The sequence below is a fragment of the Micromonospora sp. NPDC023644 genome, assembly GCF_040640115.1.
Lineage (GTDB): Bacteria > Actinomycetota > Actinomycetes > Mycobacteriales > Micromonosporaceae > Micromonospora.
The window spans coordinates 65,766-89,311 of record NZ_JBFABA010000002.1 but is presented as its reverse complement, the minus strand read 5'-3'; the positions used below and the strand labels follow the sequence as shown (position 1 = coordinate 89,311).

The window sequence follows — 23,546 nt, the reverse complement described above, 5'->3', positions numbered from 1 at the left end:
ACGTCTCGTTCCCGAGGCGTGGATGTCGCCCGATCATGTCGCCGCGCGCACCGCCGGTCGTCCCGCCGACGGAGGCAATCCGCGCTGCCGCCGGTGGCGCGGCCGGCTGCTGCGGACGCCGCAGGCGACCGGACGGTACTGCGCGTGCGGTAGGCGGCCGCTCGTCTGCGAGGGGGAGTCGCCCGCGGCCGGATCTGGCTAGGGTGCGCCCATGCACCCAGGACGGTCCGGCGTTCCGGCCGGTGTCAGAGATTGGGCGGTCGCCATCGGCGTGGCGGCGACCCTGCTGGTCGCCGGGCTGTCCGGCGACGGCTCCGCCGCGGGCGTCGACCTGCTCGGCTACGCGCTGCTGGTGGCCGGTGGGCTGGCGTTGGCCGCCGCCCGGCGGGCGCCGGTTGCCGTCCTGGCCGTCACCGGGCTGTGCGCGGTGGGCCACCAGGCGGTCGGCTTCGACGTGCCCGCCGTCGCATTCCTGTTCGCGGTGTACGCCGCCGTGCGGGCCGGCCACCGCGTCGGCACGGTCGTGGCGGCGGTGCTGATGCTGGCCGCCCTCCCGCTCGCGGCCCTCGCCCTGCCACCGGACGAATCCGTGGGCGAGGCGCTCGCACGGGCCCGGGGCGCCCTCGAACTGGCCTGGCTGGTCGCCGCCGGTGCGGCGGGAGAGGCGCTGCGGCAGGCCGAGCGGCGCGCCGACGAGGCCGAACGCATCCGGGAGGAGACCGCGCTGCGCCGCGCCGACGAGGAGCGGCTGCACATCGCGCGGGAGCTGCACGACACGCTCACCCACCAGATCTCGGTCATCAAGGTGCAGGCCGAAGTGGCCGTCCACCTGGCCCGCAAGCGGGGTGAACAGGTGCCGGAGGCCCTGCTGGTGATCCAGGAGGCCGGTCGTGAGGCGACCCGGGAACTGCGCGCCACCCTGGAGGCGCTGCGCGACGACGGCAGGACGCCGCCGCATGGGCTCGCCCACCTGCCGGCACTGGTGGAACGGGCCCGTAGGACCGGCCTGGACGCGACGTTGACGATCGAGGGACGACGCCACGACGTGCCGGCCGCGGTAGACCGGACCGCCTACCGGATCGTCCAGGAGTCGCTCACCAACATCACCCGGCACGCCGCCGCCGCCACGGCGTCGGTCCGGATCGACTACGGACCGGACGCCCTCGCGATCCGGGTCGACGACGACGGCCGGGCCAGGCCGGGCACCGCCCCGGTGCCCGGCGTCGGGCTGCTCGGGATGCGCGAGCGCGTCACCGCCCTCGGCGGTCGCCTGCGCGCGGAACCGCGCGACGAGGGCGGCTTCACCGTCCACGCCGAACTCCCCGTGGGCCGGTCGTGATCCGCGTCCTGCTGGTCGACGACCAGCCGCTGCTCCGCAGCGGATTCCGCGCGCTCCTCGACGTCGAGGACGACATCGAGGTGGTGGCCGAGGCCGCCGACGGGAAGGAGGGCCTGGCGCTCGCCAGGGAGCACCTGCCCGACATCGCGCTCGTCGACATCCAGATGCCGGTCATGGACGGCATCGAGACGACCCGGCGCATCGCGGCCGACCCGGCCCTGGCCCGGGTGCACGTCGTCATCCTGACCAACTACGGCCTCGACGAACACGTCTTCCACGCGCTGCGCGCCGGCGCGGCCGGTTTCCTCGTCAAGGACATCGAGCCGGAGGACTTCCTCCACGCCGTACGCGTCGCCGCGCGCGGCGACGCGCTGCTCGCGCCGTCGATCACCCGCAGGCTGATCGACCGGTACGTCACCGAGCCGCAGCACCTGGATGCCGAGGCGGGCCTGCCCGGGCTGACCAACCGCGAACGCGAGGCCGTTGCCCTGGTCGCGCGGGGCCTGTCCAACGACGAGATCGCCGACCGCATGGTGATCAGCCCACTGACCGCGAAGACCCACGTCAACCGGGCCATGGTCAAGCTGCACGCCCGTGACCGGGCCCAACTCGTGGTCCTCGCCTACGAGTCCGGCCTGGTCGCCCCCCGGACGCGGGACAGGTGACGGGCCCGGGCGATGCCGGGCTTCATGCGGATTCTCCTTCGATGCCGGTCGGGTCGGTGTCGGTCGGGCCAAGGTCGGCGAGCGGGAAGCAGCCGGCGAACGGGTCGTCGAGGCGGCGCCAGGCGTCCTCACCGTCGGCGAGCTCGGCGTCGGTGAGCAAACAGCCGGCGAGGGTGCGGTGCAGCGCCGCCGGGTCGAGGTCCAGGCCGACGAAGACCAGGTGCTGGTGCCGGTCGCCGTAGTACGGGTCCCAGTCCAGCGCGGCGGCGAGCCGGCGGTCGTCGGAGGCCTCGTCCCAGTACGGGTCGGGCAGGGCGGCCAGCCACCGGCCGAGCGAGCCGAGCCCGAGGCCGCCGCCGGCGAAGTCCCAGGCGACGACCGTCTCGGGCTGGCTGGCCAGCCACAGGTGCCCCCGGGAGCGGACGACCTCCGCGTTGACCTCCTCGAGGGCGTCGTGCAGCCGCCGGGGGTGGAACGGCCGGCGGGCGCGGAAGACCACTGAGACCACCCCGCAGTCGGGGTGCGGCTCGTGCACGCCGAGGACGCGGCCCTCCAGGCCCCGGGCCAGGACACCCGGGGTCTCGGGGCGGTGCCGGTGGGTGCCGCGCAGCTGGCGGGTCAGCGCGCCGGCGTCGACGAGGTCGCCGTCGACGCGGACCTGCGCCGCCCATGGCGCGATCCGCGCCAGCAACACCGACAGCCGGCTGGTGTCGTACGTCCCCTCGCGGGACTGCCCCCACAGGACGAGGGTGTCGGCGTACTCGATGTGCCGGACGACGACGTCGGCGAGCGCCCGGTGGTCGTTGTCGGCGGCCTGGATCCCGAGGGCCTTGAGGTCGTCGGTGCTGACCAGGCCGTCGAGCAGGTGCTCGGCGTCGACCACGGTCACGTAGGAGTCGACCCGGACCAGGTCGGTCAGCGGCACGCCGTCGACGAGGCAGTGCGCGCAGACGGCGGCCACCGCCTCGGGCTCGGCCACCTCGGGCAGCATCAGCACCAGGTCACGGCGCGGATGCGCGCGGGCCAGCCGGGCGAGGGTGGGCAGGACGTCCTCCCGCAGGGTGCAGGAGACGCAGCCGTGCGCGAGCGTGATCCGCTCGTCCTCGAGCACGCCCGAACCGTCGCGCACCATGCGGTGCACACTGCCGGCGCCGAGGCCGGCGAGATCGTGCCGGACCAGCAGCAGCGCCGGGTCCGCGGCGAGCAGGGCACGGGCGACGGCGTACGTGGCGGACGGCCAGAAGCCACTGAGCACGGTCAGTGAGGGGCGGGCGTCCGCCGTGCGGGCGAGGGCGTCGGCCGGTGCCAGTGGAGACGTCGACATCGCGGTCCTCTCGACTCAGATGAAAATGATTGTCATTATAAGCACGCGGTCGACCCGTCGGTGATCGGCGCCCCGTGGGGCCGTCGGGTGTCGCCCCGGCTCGTCGGTGCCGGTGGAGGGCGCCCGCACCCCCGCGTGACGGCCGCCCGAACGACCGATGTAAAAATGAAAACGAGTTTCATTAAGATGAGCCGCAACTGAAGGAGCAACCGTGTCGCGACGCTGTGACGTCACCGGGGCGGAGCCGAGCTTCGGCAACGCCGTGTCCCACTCCCACCGACGCACCCGTCGCCGGTGGAATCCCAACCTGCAGAACCACCGCTACTGGCTGCCGTCGCAGCGGCGATGGGTGAGCCTCACCCTGACGGCCAGGGCGCTGAAGACCGTGGACCGCAAGGGCATCGAGAGGGTCGTGGCCGAGCTGCGCGCCCGGGGGGTGACGCTCTGATGGCCCGCCAGACCGACGTGCGGCCGATCGTCCGGCTGCGCAGCACCGCCGGCACCGGCTACACGTACGTGACCCGCAAGAACCGCCGCAACGACCCGGACCGCCTGGTCCTGCGCAAGTACGACCCGGTCGTGCGCCGGCACGTCGAGTTCCGCGAGGCGCGCTGATGGCCCGCAGGAGTTTGGGCGGCCGGCAGGCCCGCCGGGAGGACCTCGTCGCCCGGCACGCCGAGCGCCGCGTCGAGCTGAAGCGGACCATCGCCCATCCGGACACCGACCCGGCCGTACGGGAGGAGGCGGTGCGCCGGCTGGCCCGGCTGCCCCGGGACTCCAGCCCCGTACGACTGCGCAGCCGCGACGTCGTCGACGGCCGGCCCCGGGGCGTGCTCTCCCGGTTCGGCCTGTCCCGGGTGCGGTTCCGCGAGCTGGCGCTGCGCGGGGAACTGCCGGGCGTCCGCAAGGCGTCCTGGTGACGAGGCCGCCCGACCCGAGCTGAATCTCCGGTGGGAGGGTACGACGCGGCGGCGGGCTCGACGGTGAGCAGCGCGGCGAGCTGGCGCAGGACGGCCGGGCGGGCCCGGTAGTAGACCCAGGTCCCGCGCCGCTCGGCGTCCACCAGTCCCGCCTCGCGCAGCGTCCTCAGGTGGTGCGAGATCGTCGGCCCCGTGAGGTCGAAGGCGGGGGTGAGGTCGCAGACGCAGGCCTCGCCGCCGTCCGCCGACGCGATCATCGACATCAGCTGCAACCGCACCGGATCCCCGAGCGCCTTGAACGCGGGGGCGAGCGCCGCGGCCGTCCCGGCCGGCACCCGTCGCGTCCTCGCCTGGTACCGTTCGATCGTCAATCGGCGATAGGCGATATAAGGAGTCGCGGTGGACGAGTTGCTCGACCGGACGACGGCGCAGACCTACGCGTCCTGGTTCCGCGCCCTGGCCGACCCGACCCGGGTGCAGATCGTCGAATACCTCGCCCGGCGCGCCCGGCCGATGAGTGTGGGGGAGATCGTCGCCGCGGTCGGCCTGGCGCAGTCCACCGTCTCCCAGCACCTGAAGATCCTGACCGAGGTGCGATTCGTGCTGGTCGAGCCGGTCGGCACCGCCCGCCACTACCGCATCAACGAGGCCTGCGTCGGCTGCTTCCCCTCCGCCGCCGACGTCGTCATGGGCCGCCCCGCCCCCTGTCCGGACGGAGCCTGCTGATGGCCGCCGTCACCGTCCGCCCGATGCGCCCGCGCGACGCCGAGCGGGTGCTGGCGATCTACCAGGCCGGTCTCGACGGGGGCGAGGCCAGCTTCGAGACGAGCGCGCCCACCTGGGCCGCCTTCGACGCGGCCAGGCTGCCCGACCACCGCTTCGTTGCCGTCGACGGCGGCGACAGCGTGGTCGGCTGGGTCGCCGTCTCGCCGACCTCGACCCGTGCCGTCTACGCCGGGGTGGTGGAGCACTCCGTCTACGTCGACCCCGGCACGCGGGGTCGTGGCGTGGCCCGGCTCCTGCTGGACGCGCTCGTCGCCTCGACCGAGGCGGCCGGCATCTGGACCATCCAGTCCGGTGTCTTCCCGGAGAACACCGCCAGCCTCAGCCTGCACCGGCGGGCCGGCTTCCGCGTCATCGGCGTTCGCGAACGGGTGGGCCGCCACCGCGGCCGGTGGCGCGACGTCGTCCTCCTCGAACGGCGCAGTCCGGTCGTCGCCTGACCGCTCCCGTCCCCGGAAGCCGGCCCCGTCCAGCCTTTGATTCGACAGTTTTCCAACCAGGTGGAGTTGTCTGATGAGTACCCTGAACGACCTGCCCGTCGTGGTGATCGGCGCCGGACCGGTGGGCCTGGCCGCCGCCGCGCACCTGCACGAGCGCGGCATCGCCTTCACCGTCCTGGAGGCCGGCGACACCCCGGGCGCGGCGGTGCGGCAGTGGGGGCACGTGCGGGTGTTCTCCCCGTGGCGCTACGACGTCGACCCCGCCGCCCGCCGGCTCCGGTCGGGTTCGTGACCGTGTGCTTGCCCTCCGTGACCGGATGGCCGAGGGTCGAGCCGTACTCACATCCGCCGCACGTGCGCCCGAGGAGTCCCATGCAGCCGTTCGATCCGACCAGTGGCGACCAGATCCTCCACCAGCCCGCGCTGGCGAACAACGTCAGCGGGATGAACCTCTCCGTACGGACCGATCTGGGCACCCGCGTGGAGGCGTGGCGGGCGGGGCCCACCGTCACCGGTGACCAGAGGTTCTTCTGCCACGGCTACTCGCTGGGCACCTTCGGCACGCACACGTACACCGTGTGGGGCGGCTTCCTGCCGCAGGTGCTGGCCGACGAGTACCAGACGCTCGGGCGGATCGACAACGCGCGGAACGTCGCGGCCAAGGACGTGCTGGTCTGGTGGCTGGGGGGCACGGACGCGTACCACTCCGCGGTGGTGGAGCAGCCGGCGTTCCTGCCCACCGGCGCCCTGGACCAGGCCCGCACGACGGTCAGCTCGAAGACCGGCACCGGCCCGCTGTGGATCGGTGTGCTGGCCGAGGACGTCAAGCAGCAGTACCGGGCCGCCGCGTACCTCGAGGTGTACCGCCGCAACGCCTGACGCGGGGCGCGGGGCTTCTGGGGTGGTACGACCCCGTCACCTGCCACGTCATCAGGTCAACGGGCAGCGTCACCGCCGGCGCCGCCCGGGTGGGCTGACCCCGTAGCCGGTGTCCCCGCGGCCGGGGCGGACGGTGGCCGTCCGCCGGTCACGGCCCGTTTCGCGTACCGGATCCGCTGCGACCCCCGCCACCCGACGTCGGTGCGGTGGCGGGGTCGCTGAAGGTGCTGACGCCGGGGACCAGCAGCGTGACGGCGCTGGCCGCGGCCGTCAGTGCGGCCGCCGCGACGAGAGTGGGCTGGATCCCGAACGCCGCGACCGCCGGCCCGGTGAGGGCGTAACCGACCGGCAGCAGGGCGAAGGCGCTGAGCTGGTCCAGGGCGAGGGTCTTGCCGAGCACCTCGGCGGGGATCTCGCGTTGCAGGGCGGAGAGCCAGGAGATGAAGTAGATCTCCACGACGAATCCGCCGAGGGCGAAGCAGAGCGCCGTGACCGGCAGCGGCAGGGCGAAGGCGAGGCTGGCGGGCAGGGCGGCGTAGGTGGTGAGGGCGAGCATGCTGACCGTGCCGGGCCGGCGGGGCCGCCACCGGCCGGCCAGCGCGATGGCCGGGAGGGCGCCGGCGGCGGCAGCGGCGAGGACGAGCCCGTAGGCGAGTTCGCCGCCGAGGCGGTCCGCGGCGATCAGCGGGAGCAGCGTCAGGCTGGGCGCGGTGCCGGCGAAGAGCTGGACCGCGACGGCAGCCATGACGGCGGCGACCCAGGGGCGGCGCCGGACGGTGGCGATGCCGGCCGCGGCGTCGGCCAGGATGCTGGTCCGGGCCCGGTTGTCGGCGGCGACGTCGCGTACGCCCAGCACCGCGAGCGCGCCGGTCGCGAACAGGAGGGCGGCCAGGCCCAGCGCGGCGTGGATGCCGATGGCGGTGACGATCGCGGCGCCGGCGAGCGCCCCGAGCAGGGTCGCGGAGCGCTGCACGGCGGACATCAGGGCGTTGCCGCGCTCCAGCAGGGCGGCGGGGAGCAGCGCCGGGATCAGCGACCGCATGGCCGGCCGGGACAGGGACTCGGCCACGCCGGACAGCGCGGTGACGATGCCGAGCGCGGCGAGGGGCAGGTCGTCGAGGGCGAACAGCGTGCCGAGGATGATGGCGGTGCGGAGCAGGTCGGCGGTGAACAGGATCCGGGGCCGCGAGACGCGGTCGGCGAGGATGCCGCCGGCGAGCAGGCAGACCACCAGGGCGATCGCCCGGCCGGCGAGGATTACGGCGATGGTGCCGGCACCTGCCCCGAGCTGTACGGCGTGCAGCGCGAACGCGACCGGCAGGATCTGGTCGGCGACCGCCCCGGCGGACTGGCTGGCCCACACCCGCAGGAACCGCGGATGCTGGCTGAGCTTCTCCGCCGTGCCGGTGGCGGGCCTGGTGGGTGCGCTCATGGCGTGGGGCGCGTCCGGTGGCGGCCGGTGGCGGACGGGCCGCCGAAGGGCGCCGGGTGGGCGGCGTGGCCGTGCGGGACCCCGCGGCGGGCGGCGCCGGGAGCCGCGGTGGGGACGCCGGTACGGCCGGTCGGGCTCATCCGAGCTGTTCCGAACCGGTCGTCAGGTCGGCCGGTGACCGGTGTGTGCTGGCGGCCAGGCGGGCCGGTGCGGGATACCCCGGCCCGGCGGCCCGGGCGCCGTCCTCGGGTGCGGGATTGCCGGCGGCGAGCAGGTAGGTGGCGAACTCCTGGTCGGGGTCCACCCCGAGCATCGCCTCGACGCGGCTGTCGTGGAACGCCACGGTCTGGAACGGTGCCAGGCCGAGGGCCGTGCAGGTCAGCGCGAAGGTCTGCCCGTAGTGGCCGGCGTCGAACATCCACAGCCGGTAGGCCCGGGGGTGCCGGTACTTCCAGGACAGGCGGGCGGCGACGGTGGTGGTGAGGCAGCTGAAGGCCCCCTGGTAGGAGGCGTCCTGCTCGTAGACCAGGTCGGCGATGCGCTGCCGGTCGACGGTGGGGTCGAGGAGTTCGAGGCGGTGCACCTCGGGCGCGTAGTGGTAGAGGCCCGCCGGCACGCCGCTGACGTCGAAGACGGCGACGTAGCACTCGACCTCGTGCCGGCCGCCGGCGGAGGCGCTGACGCGGCCCTGCTGCGGGCCGAACGCGCCGCCGTCGAGGAACCGCTGGGGGGCGAAGGTGCAGGCCAGTACGGTGGCGAGTGCGTCGATGCCGACGGGGGTGCCGGCGAACGCGCGGTGGGTGCGCCGGGCCGCGAACACCTCCTCGACGGGCGTACGCAGCGGCAGGTTGCGCCGGGGAAGGTACACGGCCGGGGCGTCCGGGTACCGCTTGAACGGCGCCGGAGGCTCTCCGTCGGCGGCGATCTGCGCGGCGGTGGCGTCACGTCGCGGCGAGTCCACGAGGTAGTTGGCGTCGCGGGCCTCGGTGTGCATGCGGGACGCGATCGGCCCCCAGTGCTGCCAGACGGGCGGGGTGTCGGCGTCGTCGGTGTCGGCGACGAGGATGCCGGCCTCGCGGAGCTTGTGGACCGCCTGGGTGGCGGCGTCGGCGGCCTCGCCCCCGAAGTGGGCGGCGACCTCGTCGACCTCGGTGAAGTCGTCCAGCCGCTGCAACAGGTTCAGCAGATCGGGGGTGACGCGCAACCATCGGCGTTGACCGGGCAGGGCGACCATCAGCGCATCGTTGTCCCAGCGGCAGATGAGCTGGTCGCGGCGACGTACGCGCATTCCGGTGCCCTTTCGACGACAAAGCACGATGGACAGGACGGTGCCGGACCCGCGCGCGGGTCCGGCACCGCTCTGGTCAGGCAGCCCCGTGGTTCAGGATTTCCTCGTTGGTCTCGACGATAACGATGTCGAACGCCATGGCGTGTACCTCCTCTCCAGCGCGGTGGACTTGGTGCACCCCTGGACGCGACCGTCTCCGCCGGCGTTCGAGACGGGCGTTCGGGGGAACTTCAGTGCCGCGGAAACGCATTCGGGACGCGGATTCGTTGCTCGGGAGATGAGGCAGGAAAGCCGCTTGCGGCGGGCTTTCGGAGCCAGTGACGACGGAATGCGGAATTGGCTTCCGAACGGTGCGCCGTCACGACAACTCCCTTCATCCGTACTCCCTTGCGGCAATAGAGAAGGTAGCGAATGCGTCGTCCCCTTGCCAAGGGGTCGGCAACGGTTCATTCGCCGGTATACAGCGAGAATCAATGGGAATGCGAGGGGTCCGCCAGGGCGGGGGGCGGACGGCGCGGACCGGCGCCCGCGACCAGGGTGGGAGGGCGGCCGTCCAGCGGCCGGGCGCCGGCGCAGGCGTCCTGGCCAGGGCATCGACGCGGTGTGATCGCAGCTGGTCGAGCCCTGGGCGGCCAGCGGTTCGCCGACCTCGTCGCGGGCGTGGCTGCCCCGGCGGAACGGAATTCCCTTCCGCTGGGTCGGGGGTGGGCCATTCGTGTGTGGGCCGGTGTATGGCGCCGAAGCCTCCGGCCATTTTCCGTTGTCGGGAGAGTCGACAACTCCGGTCCGGGGTCCACGCAATGGGTCGCCGAATTCGGGCGCGGTCCAGCCCCACCGCGCGATGCGGTCGGCGCGCGGCCGCCGAGCCTGGGCCGGGCGCCGAAGGTCGCGCCGGACGGCACGCGCGCAGCGGCCGGCTGACCTGGTCGGACGCCAGGGTCAGCCGGCCGCTGCGGGGCGGGGCGGGGTCAGATGGCCCCGACGGCCACCGGTTCGGGAGCGGGGGCCGGGGCGGGAACGGACGCGGGGACGGCGACGGGAGCCGGCGTGGCCTCGGGCAGGTACCTGCCGAGCTTGCGGATCCGCCTGGCGTTGTTCTCCATGATGTCGATCGACGGCAGGTCGGCGTCGACCCGCACGACCGTCGGGTTCGCGGCGGCGGTGTGGATGTTGTTCAACAGCGTGTGGAACGACCGTGGGAACAGCGAACTGACGAACTTCGACTGCTGCCGGCCGCGCCGGATGCTGGCCACCGGCTTCGACCAGTCGATCTGGCCGGGCCGGAACCGGTGCTGGCGGATGAGCTCGCGGCGGAACGTCTTCCACGGCACCAGCTTCAGCTTGAACCGCTCGGCGATCTCCTCGGTGGTCACGGGGGTCACCGGGTAGCTGATCACCCGGGGCGCGTTCGACAGCGCGTTGGCCACCACGGACCGGGCCAGCACGTCACCCGCCACGACCGGGCTGGTGACCTCCGAGTCCCAGACCATGCCGAGCTGGAGGACGTGCGAGATCATGTTCCAGAACGAGTACTCCATCCCGGGGTCCTTGAACCCGGTGCTCGGCCCGCCCAGCGCGAACGGCGCCTGGTAGATGTGGATCGGCACGCCGTCGCGGTTCGCCCGCAGGCTGATGTGCTTGACGACCCACTTCATCCGGCTGTAGCCGGTGTAGAAGAAGCTGTTGCGGTAGAAGTCGCGCCACTGCTGGTAGACCTCGCTGCCGACCGAGCCGATGACGTGCAGCGTCTTGAACCGCTTCTGCAGGCAGAACTCGGCGAGCCGGAGCGTCGGCAGCACCTTCTCCTGGCGGTAGCGGGCGTAGGGGTAGTCGTGAGTCGTCGCCCCCGCGGCGTCGATGACCACGTCGACCTCGGTGAGCAGCTCGTCGTAGGCGGTGGGGGAGAGGCCCATCGCCGGCTCCAGGTAGCTGCCCTCCAGGACCGACAGCTTCCCGGTGTCGGGCAGCTCCATCTTGTACTTGCGCAGCTGCCGGGCAATGCGGTCCTCCCCGGACTTGTCGCCCTTGCGGCGCACCAGGGCGTAGACCGTCGCGACCCGGGCGTCGCCGAGGAGCTCACGCAGCATGTGCATGCCGACGTAGCCGTTCGCGCCCAGCAGGAGCACGTTCTTCGGCTCGTCGTCGCCGCGTCGCGGCAGCCGCTCCGCGACCGCTCGCGGATCCTCCGAGTAGCCGAGCGAGATCCGGTTGGGGTTGCCCATCGAGAGCGCGACGCGGTCACTGTGGTGGCGCAGGAAAATGTGCATGGGTCCGCCTTTGCATGGTGAGTGAGGGTCGTGGAGCCGGAACGGCACCGGGCGGGCGGCTAGGCCACGCGCCGGTCCAGGTGCTGCCAGAACCGTTCACGCAGCTCCCGGCGGAGAAGCTTTCCGCTGGGGTTGCGGGGCAGCTGGTCGACGAACTCGAAGCTCGCCGGGATCTTGAAGTCGGCGATCCGTCCCCGCAGGAACGGGGTGAGTTCGCGGGCGGTCGTCGGCTGGTCGGGGTGGGTCACCACGAAGCAGTGCACGACCTCGCCCCAGTGCTCGTGCGGCACGGCGACGGCGGCGGCCTCGACCACGCCCGGGTACGCGCAGACCGCGTTCTCGATCTCCGCCGGATAGACGTTCTCGCCGGCCACGATGATCGTGTCCTTGATCCGGTCGCGGACGAACAGGAAGCCCTCGTCGTCCAGGTAGCCGGCGTCGCCGGTGTGCAGCCAGCCGTCGACCAGGGTCGCGGCGGTGGCGTCGGGCAGGCCCCGGTACTCGATCATCCGAGCGGGGGTCCGCAGGCAGATCTCGCCGACCTCGAACGGTGGCAGGACCCGGCCCGTACCGTCGATGATCTTCACGCCGAAGCCCGGGTACGGCCGGCCGGCCGCCTGCATGCGCGGCCCCCCGACGACGTGCTCCGACGGCGGCAGGCAGACCGCGGTGTTGCCGCTCTCGGACAGGCCGTAGATCTGCGCGAACTCGCAGCCGAACATCTCGATGCTGCGGCCCAGCAACGCCTCGGAGATCGGCGACCCGCCGTAGACGATCTTGCGCAGCGAGACGAAGTCCTCCCGCTTCGGTCGGGGTGGGGCGAGCATCATCTGCAGTTGGGCCGGCACGACGCACGCCGTGGTGACGCCGTGCCGCCGGATGAGGCGGACCGCCTCGTGCCCGGCGAACACCCGGACCGAGACGTTGGTGACGCCGGCGCTGAACCCCTGGATCGACCACCAGAGCCCACCGATGTGGAACCCGGGGATGCCGATCAGGCTCACGTCGTCCGGCCGCCAGTCGATCCAGTCCAGGCCCTCGGAGGCGAGCGCGTCCCGCACCGCGAAGAAGCTGCGGTGCGCCAGCACGACACCCTTGGGGTTGCCCGTCGTGCCGCTGGTGTAGACCTGGGCTAGGGGCTGCTCCTCGCTCCAGGACGGGTCCAGGTCGCCGTCCTCGTCGGCCTGCCAGCCGGCGAAGCCGGCCAGCGACACGACCTCGCGCAGCTCGGGCAGGTCCGGTCGCAGCGTGTCGACGGTGTCCAGGAGGTCCTCGTCGCAGAAGAGGACCGTGCTGCCGGAGTCGCGCATGATGTGCCGGATCTCGCCGGCGCGCAGCCGCCAGTTGATGGGGACCAGCACGGTGCCGGTCTTGGCACAGGCGAACAGGATGTCGTAGTAGTGCTCGGACTCTTTGCCCAGGTAGGCGACGCGGTGCCCCGCCGTGACCCCGGCGCGCCGCAGGGCGTGTGCCGTCCGGTTGCTCGACCGGTGCAGCTGCGCGTAGCTGACGGAACGGTCCTCGCAGTGCACCGCCGGATGGTCGGGCCGCTGCCCGGCGTGGAAGGCGATGACGTCGTGCACCGTGCGCAGCTGCGGGTGGTACGCCGTCATCGGCCCGTTCCCTCCGGGACCGCCAGCGTCTCCTCGAGGAACCGCACGATCGCCGGGCCGGACGCGAGGGCCGGCAGCAGGTTCGGGTCGATCTCGATGCCGAACGCGTTCTCGAGCGCCATCATGAGCTGGATCTGGCGCAGCGAGGTCCAGCCCGGCACGGTGTCCGGATCCAGCTGCTCGGGCAGTTCGCCCGGTGCGACACCGAACACCGAGGCGACCACCTCGCGGACACGGGTCTCCAACATTGCTACTCCTTGGGTGTCGCGCCGAGGCCCTGCCCCGGGGTGAAGAAACGTCGCGTGATCCGGGAGATCGTGCGGAAGTCGTCCGTGCTCACCTCGTCGAGGGAGATCTCCGTGCCCAGCTCCGCCTCGATCAGGTAGAGCAGCTCGACGAAGTGCATCGAGTTCAGGACACCGGTGTCGACGAGGTCGTCGTCGACACCGACGGAGTCGATGTCCGGACACCTGGCGCGCAGGAACGCGGTGAGGAACTCGGGAACCGTCTCGGTCGTGCTCATGACCCCTCCTCAGGGCGCGTCGGTGCGGGAAGGATCTTCGTGGTGACCCGGGCCGCCGCCGGTTCGCCGGCGCACCGGTGCTCGGCCACGGCCCGGCCGGTGGGCAGGCCGGTCGGGATGAGCCGGTTGGTGCGCAGCGCGACGGCCGGATCCCGCAGCAGCGGGTTGGTGCCCGGAACGGTGGCGGAGAACAGCGCGAAGACCGGGTCGATGACCTTGGTCGCCCCGTCGGCGTCCTCGACCTCGACCCAGGCGTGGACCAGGTCGAGCATGCCGACCACCCAGCCGATCCGGGTGACCGCCGGGATGCCGGCCCGGACACAGAGCTGGGCCAGGTAACGGCTCGCCGAGTCGCAGCTCGCGACGCCGTGCGTGGTCACCAGGTCGACGTCGTTCTGCAGGGCCTCGGGCAGCTTGACCCAGCGCAGCTCCATGGCGGCGAACTCGGCGGCGATCGCGCGCAGCTCCGGGGCGCGCAGCTCGGCCAACTCGCCGCGGGTGTGGACGGTGGCGGTGACGGCGAGCTGCGACGCCGTACGGGTGACGGTGTCGCCGCTCGGCCCGGCGGCGCCCCCGGCGGGTTCGACCGTCAGGTCGTGCACCGCACCGCCGAGGCGTTCGGGACGCGGCAGGGCCAGCGTGCTGGTCGGCTCCGGGCCGCACGCCTCGGCGGCGCAGGCGATCCGCGTCGCGAACCGGGAGGCGCGGGGCGCGAGCAGCTCCTCGGTCGACGAGCGCATCCACCGCAGCGAGTAGGCGAACGCCTGCTCCGGCACCGTCGTGCCGGTGCCGGAGTACAGCGCCAGGTTGAACAGGTCCCGCGAGTCGAACCGCTCCTCGCCCGGGTCGCCGCTGGCCGGCAGCCCGCGGTCGAGCAGCGTGGACAGCGTGTGGTCGTCGCAGCCGAGGACCTGCCTCGCCGAGGCGCGGTCGACGTCGTCGAGCCGGTGCTCCGGCGGGACCGCGAAGAGCGTGTCCAGCCCGCGGCACAGTGCGGCCGCCGTCATGACCGCGCCGGGGCGTCGCGCCACATCGTCTTGATGACGCTTCCGGTGCTCAGCACGTACTCGTCCACGGAGGTCCAGCCGAGCATCTCGTTGATCTGCACCTGCTCCGGTCCGGCCGAGGTCTCCAGGTAGCCCGGTAGGCCGAGGGCCTCGGCCCGCTTCTGGCCGGCGCGCATGAGGACGTAGCCGACACCGACCGAGTCGACCCGCCGGCCGAGCACCGCGAACCACACGTGCGGGCTGCTGGGGCGCATCCGGTCGAGCGCGTTGGAGATCCGCACCGCCTCCCGCACGGCCCGCGGCCCGGCCAGCAGGCACGCCACCGAGCGCAGCGCCCATCCCCACCACGGCGTCGTGCGCTCGTCGCCGTAGAGGACGAGGATCCCGTCGAGCCGGTCGGCACGGTACGCGGCGAGGGTGATGCCCGAGCTCATCAGCTGGGCGATCACCAGCTCGGCCAGGTACAGCGCGGTCAGCGCGGACTTGCGCTGCCACCGGGGGAGCGAGCCGGCGGCGGCCCAGATGGCGCCGTTCTCGTACGCCTGGGCGAGCAGCCGGGCACCGGCCCACAGCTGCCCCCACCGCAGGTCCCGAACCTCGAGTCTGGGCTCCGGTCGCGCGATTGTCTGACTGTTCACATTGCACCCCACGTCCGGACGGCAGCCCGCTGACCTGGGTGAATTTAGTGGTCTTGGGTAATCCGCCAGTAACAACTAGGCCCCTCCGACGGTTTCCGCGCGCGGTGGCTTCCGGCGGGCTCGACGGCACCGCCACCGCGACCGGTCCCGCCCGCGAGGTGCTCGACCGAGTGGGCGGCCGCCCGGGCCGCTCCCTTCCCCGGGTCCGGTCCGGATGGGAGACTGAGCCGTGTCGCGTGACGACGTCGAGAGCCTGCCGGAGCGCCACCGTGCCGAGTCGGTGCCGGCGTGATCGGCGGCCACTGGGAGGTCGTCGTGGTCGGCGGCCGGATCGCCGGGGCGTCCACCGCCTGGGCCCTCGCGCCGTACGCGGAGCGGGTCCTCGTCCTGGACGCCTCCCGGCCCACCGCGTTCTGGCCGCAGCAGTCCACCTGGGACCGCTCCGGCAACCTCGCCTGGGCCGACATCGGCCTGCTGGAGACGGTCCTGGCCTGCGGCGCCCCGCGCACCTACGGCGACACCCAGCGCATCGGCGAGGACGTGGTGGAGCGGGTCTACCCGCGCGAGGACGCGTATTCGTACCGGATGAGCGTGCCCCGGGAGGTGCTGGACCCGGCGCTGCTGGCGGCGGCGCGCAGCCGGGGCAACGTCACCGTGCTGCGCCCGGCCCGGGTGCGGGACCTCACGATCGACGCGGGCCGGGTGCGCGGGGCGACCGTGCGGCACGGTGGCGTCGACAGCGAGGTCACCTGTGACCTGCTGGTGCTGGCCGACGGCCGGCTGTCGCGCAACGCCGAACGCGTGGGGGCGGGCGCCTACCGGGTCGTCGAGTCACCGTGGTTCGCGCTGCTGGCGTACTACGAGAACCTGCCGCTGCCCACCGACCGCTCGTACTTCTCGTTGCAGGACCGCAGTGTCCTCATCTCGACCCCCTGCGGCGACAAGCAGTGGTGCGTGGCGCTGGACCTGCACCAGAGCCTGATCGACGAGACCGGCCGGCATCCGGGGCGCTCGTTCGAGCGGATGGTGCGCGACGATCCGCACCTCGGCCCGGCCGTCGCCGTGGGACGCCGGAGCACCTCGATCGGCGGCGCCGGCCGGATGCGCATGCTGCGTCGGCCGATGAGCGGGCCGGGCTGGTGCCTGGTCGGCGACGCCGGTTACCACCTGGATCCCGTCACCGCCCAGGGCACCCGGGCCGCCGTGGTCATGGCCCGGATCCTCCGGGACCGGATCGCGGGTGCCGGCGGCGTGGCGGGCGCGGACCTGACCGGCCTGACCGACGAACGCGACGCCGCCCTCGACGCCGACTGGGCCTACACCGAGCAGATCGTGCGCGGCTGACCGCCGTCCGCCGTCCGCCGACCGCGGCCGTCGACCGGCGCTCGCCACCGGCGACCCGAGCCCGGCCGGGGACCCGACGCGACCCCGCCACCCGAGCCCGGCCGGCGACCCGACGCGGCCCCGCTACCCGGCCGGCCGGCTGCCGTTGATGGTCACCCGCTGGCCGTAGCGGGAGTGCGGGTAGTAGTCCCACACGGCGTGGTGCTGGGTGCAGCGGTTGTCCCAGAACACCAGCGTGTTCGGCGTCCAACGGACCCGGCAGCTCAGGATCGGCTGCTGGGCGACCCAGCCGAAGAGCATGTCCAGCAGCGCCCGGCTCTCGTGCCGGGAGAGCTGCACGATGTGCGAGGTGAAGCCGGCGTTGACGAAGAGCAGCTTGCGACTGGTCTCCGGGTGGCGTACGACGACCGGGTGTTCGCTCTTCGGCACGACGTACTCCGGCGGCGGGGTGTGGCCCTGCCACGGGATCAGGCCGTCGTGGACCGCGGTCAGGCCGTCGAGGAAGGCCCGCATCGGCGGGGAGAGCATCTCGTACGCCAGGTGCATGTTCGCCCAGAGCGTGTCGCCACCGACGCCGATCTCCGGCGTCCTGGTGACGTAGAGCATCGAGCCCAGCGACGGCTCGGCCTCGGCGGTGCCGTCGGTGTGCCAGTCCTCGCCGGCCACGAACCGCGAGTCCCGACCGGCGCTGATCTCGAGGATGGCGGGGTCGCCGCCGTCGAGGTCGGCGAGGGGCTGCCGGCGCAGCTCGCCGAAGTGGCCGGCGAAGCGCTTGTGGTCCTCGGCGGAGAGCACCTGGTCGCGGAAGACCAGCACGTGGTGGGCGAGGAAGGCGCGCCGGACCTCGGCCAGCTGCTCGTCCGACAGCTCGGTGGCGAGGTCGAGGCCGGAGACCTCCGCGCCGATGACCGGAGAGATCGGTCGGACGCTGATGGTGTCGTACCGCTCCGGCGGGCGGGTCGTCGCCCGCTCGACGGCGGCAAGGACGTGCTCTTCCATTCGTTCCCTCCTGGATTCGGTGTCACAGTCCCCGCGCCAGCAGGTCGGCCACGATCAGCCGGCCGAAGGCGAGGTTGCCGTGGATCGGGTCGCCCGGCTCGCAGAACGCGGCCCGCTGCCGGCCCGCGCCGTCGGTGACCCGGGCCCGCAGATCCACGATCTCCACGCCGAGCGCGACGAGCGCGCGGCGGATCGTCTCCTGAGCCGCCATGAAGACCAGGGGGTCGGACATCCCCGGCACCCGCTGCGGCGGCAGCACCGCGAGGACGCGCAGCCCCAGGTCGAGGGCATGGCGGTAGAAGGCCAGCGCGTCGCGGGCCATGGCGCGCACGATGTCGTCGAAGAGCCCGCCGGAGAGGAAGCCCGCCGGGAAGGCGCCGTCGCCCGCCCGGTAGATCCGCCAGTTCTCGGTGGTGGCGAAGAAGTGGGCGCTCAGGCCGAACGTCGAGACCAGCGGGACGGCGAGCTGCCCGATGTCGGCCACGCCCAGCTCGGCCAGGAAGCCGCGGTGGCGTTCCTGCACGGCGGCGTCCCGGAACACCAGGCCGTCGTCGCGTACGTCGAAGAAGCCGACGTTGAAGTCGCGCCCCGAGCCGATCGGGCCACCGACGAAGGGCAACCCGGCGGCGGCCGCCGCGCGGGCGATCGGCCCGGCGTGCGAGTCGCCCAGCAGCAGGAACCTAGCCGGCGCGGTAGTGGTCGAGGACGGCGTCGTCACAGTAGAGGTCACCTCCGTCGGCGGCGTCGGGGCGGCGGCCCGACGCGGCGGGATCCGTCGGCCGGGTCTCCCCGCGTTGCCGTTGCAGCGCGTCGAAGAAGTGGCGCATGACGAAGGCGACCCCCGCCGGTGTCACGGCGCGCAGGTTCGGCGCGAAGAAGACCCCCCGGAACGGGAAACCGGTGATCAGCTCGTACGAGGGGAAGTAGTCGACGTGGTCGTGCTCCTGGGTCAGCTGGCCCGCCGCGGCCCGCAGCACCGACTTCGAGTACGTGGTGGCGGTCAGCGCGTGTGCCCCGGTCGCCGTCGCGGTGAGCGGCACCGGCGACACGGTCAGCAGGACGGTCAGCCGGGGGTTGGCGGCGCGCAGCAGCGCGACGGCGGCGGAGAGGTCCCGGTGCACCTCGGCCACGGTGAAGTTGTGGAAGACGTGCCGCCCGGCGTCGAAGGTGCCCCGGACGGTGCCCGGGCAGACCGGGTGGACGGTGCCGGTGACCACGTCCCGCCAGGCCTCGGTCAGCCCGAGGGTGAAGATGAGGCAACCCGCCTCGGCGACCGCCCCCCGGATCGCCGCCAGGGTGGACCGGCGGGCGGCCAGGGTCGCCTCCGCCGAGTCGTACCCGTCGGGTTCGACCGAGGGGCGGTACGGGTCGAAGAACCGGTCGCCGTCGCGCCAGACCTCGTCGGGCCCGGTGTCGCCCGCCAGCGCCCAGGTCAGCCACTGCCGCAGGGTGGCGGCCGTGTAGATGGTGCCGGTGCGGAAGGAGAACGCGCCGTAGTGGCGGGCCCGGCGCTCGGCCTCGGTCAGCCCCGGCGGGGGCAGCTCGGCCTCCCGCCAGTTCATCCCCTCGTCGAGCAGGGCGGGACCGAGGTGGCGGGCGAAGCAGGAGCCGGCGGTGAGGACCGGATCGTCCGGGGCGAGGGCGAACTTCGGCGTCCACACCTCACCGATGTCCAGCATCTCCGGCTCGGCGACCGCGGTGCGCCAGAACGACCGCGACGGCAGCGACTGGTACGGGTTCATCGTGCCGCCTTCGGGTCGGTGGCCGGCTCCGCCTCGTCGATGGCCTCGGCCACCGCCCGGACGTGCGGCGCCCCGACGATGCCGTAGTGGGTGGTGTCGACGAGGTGCCAGGCGAGCCCGGCCAGGTGCGCCCGCCACTGCCGGGCCTGCTCCTGCGGCGCGGCGTGCGCCGGCAGGCCGGCCGTCGGCCGTCCCGCGAGCCAGAGCCGCCCGGGTGTCCCGGCCAGCCGGGGCAGGGTGTGTCGCGCCATGCTCGCCAGGTTCGCCCGGCAGCAGCGGGCCAGCGCGTCCGCGTACGCCGTCGCCGCGGTGTCCGCGCCGGTCGCCGCCCCCAGCTCGTGGGCGAAGAGGGCGGCGAGCCGTTCCTCGTCGTACTTCTGGAAGGCCGGCGCGGCGTCCGGCGGTGGCGGGTCGAGCAGGAACAGCTCGTCCGCCGGCTGGCCGGCCGCCTCGGCCTCCGCCGCCATCCCGACCGCCACCCAGGCGCCGAACGACCACCCGGCGAGCCGCCAGCGCCACTCGTCGGGCGGGAAGCGGTCCCGCAGCGCGGCGTGGTAGCGCGCGGCCCGCTCCGCGAGCGACCAGGCCGGCTGCTCGGGGCGGGCGAGCGCGGGATCGGCGATGACGCAGACCGTGAGCTCCGGGCCGAGCGCCGACACCAGCGGCCGGTACGCCTGCACGTCGCCGCCGACCGGATGGACCAGGCAGAGCACCGAACGCCCCCGGCCGGCCTGCCAGACCTCCACCGCGACGGCGGGCTCGGCGGCGCGGGCCGGCTCGCCGAGGAGCCCCAGCACCTCGGTCAGGCTCACCCGGTGGCTCAGCTGGGACAGGCTGAGGCTGACCCCGAAGTGCTCCTTGGCCCGGTCGATCAGGTCCAGCAGCAGCAGCGAGTCGGCGCCCAGGTCGTAGAGGGACGCGGCCGGGTCGAGCCGGTCGGTGCCCAGCCAGTCGCAGAGCCACTCGCCGACCTGCTCGGCGGCCGGCCGGGGCGGCACGGCGGGCGGCGCGACCTGCGGGCCGGCCGATGGCGCGTAGAACTCCCGCGCCCGGTCCAGCGCGGTGGTGCAGACGAGCAGGTGCGGCAGCCGCAGCCGCAGGGCCTGCGCGAAGAGTCGTCGCCCCTCGTTCACGGAGAGGCCGACCGCCAGGTGTGCCCGGTGCCGGGCGTCGGTGGGCAGGGCGTCCCGGGCCAGGCCCACCTCGTTCCAGACGTCCCAGTCGACGCAGATCCGCAGCGTGGCGTCGGTCCCGTCCGCCCGGTGCCGGGCGAAGCCGTCGAGCAGCCCGTTGGTGGCGGCGTAGTCGAGCTGGCCGATCCCGCCGAGCTGCGCCGACATCGACGAGCAGTAGACGGCGAACGCCGGCCGGTGGCGCGCGACCAGCCGCTCCACGAGCAGCGCGCCGCGGGTCCTGCCGGCCGTGGCCCGCCGCATCGCGGCCGCGTCCCGTCGGCCGATCAGCCCGCCGGCCGCGACCCCCGCGGCGTGGACCACCCCGTCGATTCGCCCGGCCCGGGCGTCGAGCCGGGCCACCAGTTCGTCGGGATCGGCCTCGGCCAGGTCCGCCTCGACCACGTCGACGCGATCGGCCCACGGCGCCAGCCCGGCCGGCAGCGGCCCGCGCCGCGCCAGCAGGATCACCCGGCAGTCGCCCTGCTCCAGCAGCCAGGCGGCGATGCTCCGCCCGATGCCGCCGGTGCCGCCCAGCACCACGTACACGGCCGGCCCGGGCGGCAGCGGACGCGCGGCCGGCGCGGCCGGCGGTCGGACCGGCAGCAGCGCCTGCTCCCACCAGTAGCCCTCGCGCAGCGCGAGTCGCCGGGGCGGTGTCTCCTCCGTCAGCAGCGCCGCGAGCGCCGGCGCCCAGTCGACCGGATCGGGGCCCGGCAGGTCCACCCAGTGGCTCTCGACGTCGCCCTCCTGGGGTGCCACCTCGCACGCCCCGGCGAGCAGGCCCAGCTCGGGCCGGCGTACGGCGCCGTCTACGGGTTGCGCCCGGTGCGACAGCCACCAGGCCCGCAACCGGGGCCGGCCCGGCAGCGCGGCGACGGCCGCCAGCAGCGCCGCCGGGGTGTCGACGCAGGCCCGGTACGAGTGGGCCAGCGTGTCGGCGTCGACCGGTCCGTCGACGGCCAGCGGCAGCGCGTGCAGCCAGTCGACCCCGCCCGGCCCGGCGGCGGTGGCGTCGGTCAGTGCGGGGAGCAGCCGGCCCAGCGAGTCGGGGTCGGCCGGGTCCACCTGGTAGCTGTCCGGCCCGAGCCGGGCGAAGCCGTCCGCGACGGTGACGGCCACCACCCGGGCGTGGGACGCCGCGAAGGCGCGCAGCGCGGCCGGCGACGGTGGTTCCGCGGCCATGATCACGAGCGTCGCTGGACGGCGGGCGCCGGGCTCGGCCCCCGCGTGCCGCCAGCGCACCCAGTGCGGCTGGTGCAACCACTCGGCCTCGGGCAGCCGCGCCGGCCACCGCTGGTCGCCCGGCGTGTCCCCGGCCGGCGACGCCACCCCGGCGGGCAGCGTGGCCCCGGCGAGGGCTGTCGTGCCGGCGGGCAGTGTGGCCCCGGCGAGGGCTGTCGTCTCGGCGGGCGACGTGGGACCGGCGAGGGCTGTCGTGCCGGCGGGCAGCGTGGGCCCGGCCGGGGCGTTCGCCTCGGCCGGCGCCTCGGCGCGGGCGAACTCGTGGTCGACGAGCACGAAGGCCGGCGGGGGGAAGTCCCAGGGCGGCTGCGCCGGCCCGACCGGCCACCGGATCGGCCGTCCGGCCAGCCAGGCGGCGACGAGGGTGGCCGCCGGCGGCGTACCGGCCGGGCCGCCGACCTCGACGGGCGCCGCCTCGACCGGGGTGACCTCGACGGCGGTCGCGGTGCGCAGCCAGGCCACGGCGGCGGCCACGTCGGCGCAGCCGGTCGCCGCCCGCCAGCGACCCGGCGACCGGCCGGCCTGCAGGTGGCGCAGCACCCGGTGGTAGGCCTCGGGCCGGGCCGCCAGGTAGTCGGCGATGCGCTCGGCGTCGGCGCGCAGGCCGGCCGCGCTGCCGCTGGCGAGCACCAGCACCGGTACGCCGGGGCCCGGCGGCGCCGAGCCGGTGCCGGCCGGTTCGGCCGCCTCGCAGACCAGGTGGGCATTGGTGCCGCCGATGCCGAAGCTGCTGACCGCCGCCACGCGCGGCCGGTCGAGCGGCCAGGGCCGGGCCTTCGTGGGGACGTAGAACGGGGCCGGGTCGGGGCCCAGCCGTGGATTGAGGCGACGGAAGTCGACGTTCGGCGGAATCAGCCCGTGGTGCACGGCCAGCACGGCGCGGACCAGGCCGACCACCCCCGCCGCCGCGCCGAGGTGACCGATCTGGCTCTTCACCGAGGCCAGCGCGGTGCGACCGGACCCGGCCAGGTCGAACGCCTGGCGCAGCGCCGCCACCTCCACCGGATCGCCCAGCTCCGTCCCGGTGCCGTGCGCCTCCACGTAGCCCAGGTCGCTGCCGGCCCGGCCACTGCGACGCAGCGCGGCACGGATCACCTCACGCTGACCGGCGACCGACGGCGCGGCGAAGCCGAGCTTCTCCGCCCCGTCGTTGTTGACGGCCGATCCGGTGATCACCGCATAGACGGTGTCGCCGTCGCGCCGGGCCAGCCGCAGGGGCTTGAGCACGACCACCCCCACCCCGCTGGCGCCGACGGTGCCGCCGGCGTCGTCGCTGAACGGCCGGCAGTGCCCGTCCGGGGAGAAGATGTGCTGCGGCTGGTAGCGGTAGCCGGCGGTCAGCAGCGGGTCCACCAGCACGCCGCCGACGAGCATCACGTCGCTGTCGCCCTGACGCAGCAGCCCGGCCGCGACGTGGACCGCCACCAGCGAGCTCGCGCAGGCCGCCTGCACGGTGAAGGCCGGCCCGGTCAGGCGCAGGTGGTAGGCGACCTTCGTGGCGAGGAAGTCCTTCTCGTGGTGCAGCGCCAACTGGAAGGAGTCCGGCAGCCGCGCCGGATCGGCCTCGCGCAGCATCGTCTGGAAGTAGGTGTTCTCGCCGCAGCTGGCGAGCAGACCGACCCGCTGCCCGCCCGGATCGGCGATGCCGGCGTGCGCCAACGCCTGGACGCAGCTCATCAGCAGGTGCCGCTGCTGCGGATCCATCAGCCGCGCCTCCTGCCGGCTGATGCCGAAGTGCCCCGGGTCGAAGCCGAGCAGCCCGGCCAGCTGGCTGCGGGCGCCGACCAGGCCTTCGGCGGCGTCGAAGTGCTCGATGCCCCGGTCGCCGGCCGCCACCATCGCCCAGAAGGCGGCCAGGTCGTCGGCGCCGGGCAGCCGGACGGCCATCCCCACCACGGCGACCGGCTCGTCCGCCGGGCCCGGGGC

22 protein-coding genes and 2 pseudogenes (1 of these 24 only partly in view) are annotated in these 23,546 nt (G+C 74.0%); 10 read left to right on the top strand and 14 right to left on the bottom strand.

The genetic code is table 11. From position 1 onward, the window contains the following. Positions 1 to 211: 211 nt before the first annotated feature. Together AB0G08_RS01965 and AB0G08_RS01960 are read left to right on the top strand one after the other, a co-directional pair. Positions 212 to 1,339 carry a histidine kinase gene (locus AB0G08_RS01965; RefSeq protein WP_358081736.1) on the top strand — a complete coding sequence of 376 codons (1,128 nt, stop codon included), beginning with the start codon at positions 212 to 214 and terminating at the stop codon, positions 1,337 to 1,339. Then, on the top strand, positions 1,336 to 2,004 hold the full coding sequence (locus AB0G08_RS01960; protein WP_358081733.1) for a response regulator transcription factor: 669 nt from the start codon (positions 1,336 to 1,338) through the stop codon (positions 2,002 to 2,004). The genes AB0G08_RS01965 and AB0G08_RS01960 overlap by 4 nt, the downstream gene beginning before the upstream one ends. A gap of 22 nt (positions 2,005 to 2,026) precedes the next feature. On the opposite strand, the gene AB0G08_RS01955 is transcribed toward AB0G08_RS01960, so the two are convergent. Next, positions 2,027 to 3,328 (bottom strand): GTP-binding protein, encoded by a 1,302-nt coding sequence (locus AB0G08_RS01955; RefSeq protein ID WP_358081731.1) that lies wholly within the window; start codon positions 3,326 to 3,328, stop codon positions 2,027 to 2,029. A 211-nt stretch (positions 3,329 to 3,539) separates the two neighbouring features. Here AB0G08_RS01955 and rpmB point away from each other — a divergent pair, with 211 nt between their 5' ends. Genes rpmB through rpsN form a run of 3 tightly spaced genes read left to right on the top strand, consistent with a single transcriptional unit; the run spans position 3,540 to position 4,248 of the window. Further along, positions 3,540 to 3,776 carry a 50S ribosomal protein L28 gene (gene rpmB, locus AB0G08_RS01950; protein ID WP_358081728.1) on the top strand — a complete coding sequence of 79 codons (237 nt, stop codon included), beginning with the start codon at positions 3,540 to 3,542 and terminating at the stop codon, positions 3,774 to 3,776. Beyond that, on the top strand, positions 3,776 to 3,943 hold the full coding sequence (gene rpmG / locus AB0G08_RS01945; RefSeq protein WP_013287204.1) for a 50S ribosomal protein L33: 168 nt from the start codon (positions 3,776 to 3,778) through the stop codon (positions 3,941 to 3,943). Before rpmB ends, rpmG begins: the two co-directional genes overlap by 1 nt. Then, on the top strand, positions 3,943 to 4,248 hold the full coding sequence (gene rpsN / locus AB0G08_RS01940; RefSeq protein WP_358081725.1) for a 30S ribosomal protein S14: 306 nt from the start codon (positions 3,943 to 3,945) through the stop codon (positions 4,246 to 4,248). Before rpmG ends, rpsN begins: the two co-directional genes overlap by 1 nt. 65 nt (positions 4,249 to 4,313) lie before the next feature. Here the strand turns inward: rpsN and AB0G08_RS01935 are convergent. Beyond that, a pseudogene (locus AB0G08_RS01935) lies at positions 4,314 to 4,634 on the bottom strand (metalloregulator ArsR/SmtB family transcription factor); the annotation flags it as partial. A gap of 13 nt (positions 4,635 to 4,647) precedes the next feature. Here AB0G08_RS01935 and AB0G08_RS01930 point away from each other — a divergent pair. The 4 genes and pseudogenes from AB0G08_RS01930 to AB0G08_RS01915 all read left to right on the top strand — a co-directional run bounded on the left by AB0G08_RS01930 (position 4,648) and on the right by AB0G08_RS01915 (position 6,350). Continuing rightward, positions 4,648 to 4,974, top strand: a complete 327-nt coding sequence (locus AB0G08_RS01930; protein WP_358081723.1) for a metalloregulator ArsR/SmtB family transcription factor — start codon at positions 4,648 to 4,650, stop codon at positions 4,972 to 4,974. After that, positions 4,974 to 5,471, top strand: coding sequence for an N-acetyltransferase family protein (locus tag AB0G08_RS01925; protein ID WP_358081720.1), 498 nt, complete (start codon positions 4,974 to 4,976; stop codon positions 5,469 to 5,471). The genes AB0G08_RS01930 and AB0G08_RS01925 overlap by 1 nt, the downstream gene beginning before the upstream one ends. Before the next feature lie 73 nt (positions 5,472 to 5,544). After that, positions 5,545 to 5,748: pseudogene (locus AB0G08_RS01920) on the top strand (FAD-dependent oxidoreductase); the annotation flags it as partial. A 95-nt stretch (positions 5,749 to 5,843) separates the two neighbouring features. Beyond that, positions 5,844 to 6,350 (top strand): hypothetical protein, encoded by a 507-nt coding sequence (locus tag AB0G08_RS01915; RefSeq protein WP_358081717.1) that lies wholly within the window; start codon positions 5,844 to 5,846, stop codon positions 6,348 to 6,350. Between the two features lie 148 nt (positions 6,351 to 6,498). Here AB0G08_RS01915 and AB0G08_RS01910 read toward each other — a convergent pair whose 3' ends face one another. The 8 genes from AB0G08_RS01910 to AB0G08_RS01875 form a co-directional block, all read right to left on the bottom strand. Beyond that, positions 6,499 to 7,782 carry an MFS transporter gene (locus AB0G08_RS01910; RefSeq protein WP_358081715.1) on the bottom strand — a complete coding sequence of 428 codons (1,284 nt, stop codon included), beginning with the start codon at positions 7,780 to 7,782 and terminating at the stop codon, positions 6,499 to 6,501. A gap of 136 nt (positions 7,783 to 7,918) precedes the next feature. Continuing rightward, on the bottom strand, positions 7,919 to 9,070 hold the full coding sequence (locus tag AB0G08_RS01905) for a SagB/ThcOx family dehydrogenase (RefSeq protein ID WP_358081713.1): 1,152 nt from the start codon (positions 9,068 to 9,070) through the stop codon (positions 7,919 to 7,921). 968 nt (positions 9,071 to 10,038) lie between these two features. After that, positions 10,039 to 11,337 carry an SDR family oxidoreductase gene (locus AB0G08_RS01900; RefSeq protein WP_358081711.1) on the bottom strand — a complete coding sequence of 433 codons (1,299 nt, stop codon included), beginning with the start codon at positions 11,335 to 11,337 and terminating at the stop codon, positions 10,039 to 10,041. Positions 11,338 to 11,396: 59 nt separating this feature from the next. Further along, positions 11,397 to 12,950, bottom strand: coding sequence for a long-chain-fatty-acid--CoA ligase (locus AB0G08_RS01895; protein WP_358081709.1), 1,554 nt, complete (start codon positions 12,948 to 12,950; stop codon positions 11,397 to 11,399). Continuing rightward, positions 12,947 to 13,198, bottom strand: coding sequence for an acyl carrier protein (locus AB0G08_RS01890; protein WP_358081707.1), 252 nt, complete (start codon positions 13,196 to 13,198; stop codon positions 12,947 to 12,949). The genes AB0G08_RS01895 and AB0G08_RS01890 overlap by 4 nt, the downstream gene beginning before the upstream one ends. Positions 13,199 to 13,200: 2 nt before the next feature. Then, positions 13,201 to 13,473 carry a phosphopantetheine-binding protein gene (locus tag AB0G08_RS01885; protein WP_357873037.1) on the bottom strand — a complete coding sequence of 91 codons (273 nt, stop codon included), beginning with the start codon at positions 13,471 to 13,473 and terminating at the stop codon, positions 13,201 to 13,203. Beyond that, complete coding sequence (locus AB0G08_RS01880) at positions 13,470 to 14,480, bottom strand: hypothetical protein (RefSeq protein ID WP_358081704.1); 1,011 nt, start codon at positions 14,478 to 14,480, stop codon at positions 13,470 to 13,472. Before AB0G08_RS01880 ends, AB0G08_RS01885 begins: the two co-directional genes overlap by 4 nt. Further along, positions 14,477 to 15,118, bottom strand: coding sequence for a hypothetical protein (locus AB0G08_RS01875; protein ID WP_358081701.1), 642 nt, complete (start codon positions 15,116 to 15,118; stop codon positions 14,477 to 14,479). The genes AB0G08_RS01880 and AB0G08_RS01875 overlap by 4 nt, the downstream gene beginning before the upstream one ends. A gap of 288 nt (positions 15,119 to 15,406) precedes the next feature. Between AB0G08_RS01875 and AB0G08_RS01870 the strand changes: the two genes are divergently transcribed. Continuing rightward, the gene (locus AB0G08_RS01870) at positions 15,407 to 16,462 is read left to right on the top strand and encodes an FAD-dependent monooxygenase (RefSeq protein WP_358081698.1); all 1,056 of its coding nucleotides are present in this window, start codon (positions 15,407 to 15,409) and stop codon (positions 16,460 to 16,462) included. 123 nt (positions 16,463 to 16,585) lie between these two features. Here the strand turns inward: AB0G08_RS01870 and AB0G08_RS01865 are convergent, their stop codons facing one another. The 4 genes in view from AB0G08_RS01865 to AB0G08_RS01850 are tightly spaced (at most 22 nt apart) and all read right to left on the bottom strand, a layout consistent with a single transcriptional unit that may run on beyond the window. Beyond that, complete coding sequence (locus AB0G08_RS01865; RefSeq protein ID WP_358081695.1) at positions 16,586 to 17,461, bottom strand: TauD/TfdA family dioxygenase; 876 nt, start codon at positions 17,459 to 17,461, stop codon at positions 16,586 to 16,588. Positions 17,462 to 17,483: 22 nt separating this feature from the next. After that, on the bottom strand, positions 17,484 to 18,179 hold the full coding sequence (locus AB0G08_RS01860; RefSeq protein ID WP_358081692.1) for a hypothetical protein: 696 nt from the start codon (positions 18,177 to 18,179) through the stop codon (positions 17,484 to 17,486). Beyond that, a complete protein-coding gene (locus tag AB0G08_RS01855) occupies positions 18,142 to 19,203 on the bottom strand; it encodes a GSCFA domain-containing protein (RefSeq protein ID WP_358081689.1) in 1,062 nt (353 codons plus the stop codon). The genes AB0G08_RS01860 and AB0G08_RS01855 overlap by 38 nt, the downstream gene beginning before the upstream one ends. Beyond that, positions 19,200 to 23,546, bottom strand: the final stretch of a protein-coding gene (locus tag AB0G08_RS01850; RefSeq protein WP_358081686.1) for an amino acid adenylation domain-containing protein. The gene runs 5,196 nt beyond the window's last position; the window shows 4,347 of its 9,543 coding nt (coding positions 5,197-9,543); its start codon lies beyond the right edge, outside the window; its stop codon occupies positions 19,200 to 19,202. The genes AB0G08_RS01855 and AB0G08_RS01850 overlap by 4 nt, the downstream gene beginning before the upstream one ends.

Coding starts and splice junctions, on each gene's coding strand:
- AB0G08_RS01905 (WP_358081713.1), bottom strand. CDS start 9,070: ATGCGCGTACGTCGCCGCGACCAGCTCATCTGCCGCTGGGACAACGAT.
- AB0G08_RS01890 (WP_358081707.1), bottom strand. CDS start 13,198: ATGTTGGAGACCCGTGTCCGCGAGGTGGTCGCCTCGGTGTTCGGTGTC.
- rpmG (WP_013287204.1), top strand. CDS start 3,776: ATGGCCCGCCAGACCGACGTGCGGCCGATCGTCCGGCTGCGCAGCACC.
- AB0G08_RS01965 (WP_358081736.1), top strand. CDS start 212: ATGCACCCAGGACGGTCCGGCGTTCCGGCCGGTGTCAGAGATTGGGCG.
- AB0G08_RS01880 (WP_358081704.1), bottom strand. CDS start 14,480: ATGACGGCGGCCGCACTGTGCCGCGGGCTGGACACGCTCTTCGCGGTC.
- AB0G08_RS01885 (WP_357873037.1), bottom strand. CDS start 13,473: ATGAGCACGACCGAGACGGTTCCCGAGTTCCTCACCGCGTTCCTGCGC.
- AB0G08_RS01925 (WP_358081720.1), top strand. CDS start 4,974: ATGGCCGCCGTCACCGTCCGCCCGATGCGCCCGCGCGACGCCGAGCGG.
- AB0G08_RS01865 (WP_358081695.1), bottom strand. CDS start 17,461: ATGGAAGAGCACGTCCTTGCCGCCGTCGAGCGGGCGACGACCCGCCCG.
- AB0G08_RS01900 (WP_358081711.1), bottom strand. CDS start 11,337: ATGCACATTTTCCTGCGCCACCACAGTGACCGCGTCGCGCTCTCGATG.
- AB0G08_RS01915 (WP_358081717.1), top strand. CDS start 5,844: ATGCAGCCGTTCGATCCGACCAGTGGCGACCAGATCCTCCACCAGCCC.
- AB0G08_RS01910 (WP_358081715.1), bottom strand. CDS start 7,782: ATGAGCGCACCCACCAGGCCCGCCACCGGCACGGCGGAGAAGCTCAGC.
- AB0G08_RS01855 (WP_358081689.1), bottom strand. CDS start 19,203: ATGAACCCGTACCAGTCGCTGCCGTCGCGGTCGTTCTGGCGCACCGCG.
- AB0G08_RS01895 (WP_358081709.1), bottom strand. CDS start 12,950: ATGACGGCGTACCACCCGCAGCTGCGCACGGTGCACGACGTCATCGCC.
- rpsN (WP_358081725.1), top strand. CDS start 3,943: ATGGCCCGCAGGAGTTTGGGCGGCCGGCAGGCCCGCCGGGAGGACCTC.
- AB0G08_RS01955 (WP_358081731.1), bottom strand. CDS start 3,328: ATGTCGACGTCTCCACTGGCACCGGCCGACGCCCTCGCCCGCACGGCG.